The sequence below is a fragment of the Achromobacter colocynthidis genome (assembly GCF_057334535.1).
Window position 1 is genome coordinate 1 of sequence record NZ_JBHFIZ010000034.1, and the last position, 1,445, is coordinate 1,445.

Below are 1,445 nucleotides of genomic sequence, written 5' to 3' on the forward strand. Positions count from 1 at the left end.
TCAGCCGGGTGCCGTCGCGCAGGTTTTGCGGTTGCGGCACCGGGACGCCGCGTTCCGCCAGGTGGTACATCAATTCAATGTAGAAAGGCAGTTGCGCGTGCGTCAACACCTCGAACAGCGTCAGCACGAATTCGCCGCGGGTCGTATACAAGAAGTAATTGGTGTTCTCGATACCCGCCGTAATCCCTCGAAGCGAGACGAACTCGCCCAGGTCGAATCGCGCCAGGAGGGCGCGCGCGTCGTCGTCGGATACGGGAGTGAATACGGCCATTGATGTACAGGGTAAGGAGTTAACGGACGCTCGGACATGCCGGGTGCGGCGGCGGCGGCGCAATTTTAGACCACATAGCGCCCGGGCCGTTCGGGAGGGGCTTGGGCAGGCGTGGACAGGCTGCCGGACATATTGCCGCGAAGCCCGTAAAATACCGCATCCCCTTGTTTTGTAGAGTGATTCTTGGACTCCCCCGACTGGCGGCTGTGCGTCGCCCCGATGATTGACGTAACCGATCGCCATTGCCGCTATTTCCATCGGCTGCTGGCTCCCCGCGCGCGCTTGTATACGGAAATGATCACGACGGGCGCGCTGTTGCATGGCAACGTCCCGCGGCACTTGGACTTTGACGAGGCCGAGCACCCCGTGGCGCTGCAACTTGGCGGGAGCGAGCCTGACGCATTGGCCCAAGCGGCCAAGCTGGGCCGCCAATGGGGTTACGACGAGATCAACCTGAACTGCGGCTGTCCCTCGGAGCGCGTGCAAAAAGGCGCGTTCGGCGCCTGCCTGATGGCCGAGCCCGCCCTGGTCGCGGATTGCATGAAAGCCATGCAGGACGCCGTCGACATCCCGGTCACCGTCAAGCATCGCTTGGGCCTCGATTACGAGAATTCCTACGAATTTGTCCGAGACTTCGTCGGCAAGATTTATGACACGGGATGCCGGGTCTTCATTGCCCACGCTCGCAATGCGGTGTTGAAGGGCCTGTCGCCGAAGGACAACCGCGAAATTCCGCCGCTGCGCTACGACGTGGTCAAGCAGCTCAAGCGCGACTTTCCCGATTGCACGTTTGTGTTGAACGGCGGTTTGGCCGATGCGGGTCAGTCCGTTGGGGCCGCGAACGAGTTCGATGGTGTGATGTTGGGTCGGGCCGCCTGGCACACGCCGCGCGTGCTGTCCGAGGTTTCACTGCAATTGTGGCCGTCGGTTCGTCTGCCCACCGACGCGCAGGTGGTGGACGCCATGACCGAATACGCCGCCAAGCAGGTGGCAAAGGGCGTGCCCTTGCGCGTGATGACGCGCCCGATGCTGGGATTGGTGAATGGGCAGTCCGGGGCGCGGCGCTGGCGCCGGATGCTGTCGGACCCGGCCCTGCTTGCGGCCAACAACCCTGACCTGATTTACGACGCCTGGCGCAGCCAGCGGCAGGCGCCGGATGTGCGCGGCGCCGCAT

Annotated in this window: 2 protein-coding genes; one reads left to right on the forward strand and one right to left on the reverse strand. The window is 63.4% G+C overall.

The features are described from left to right. The coding region (locus ACE04A_RS15740; RefSeq protein WP_485819806.1) for a phosphotransferase at positions 1 to 271 on the reverse strand (271 nt) is incomplete at its 3' end. A gap of 219 nt (positions 272 to 490) precedes the next feature. Here ACE04A_RS15740 and dusA point away from each other — a divergent pair. Continuing rightward, a partial coding sequence (gene dusA / locus ACE04A_RS15745; protein ID WP_485820290.1) for a tRNA dihydrouridine(20/20a) synthase DusA occupies positions 491 to 1,445 on the forward strand: 955 nt, incomplete at its 3' end.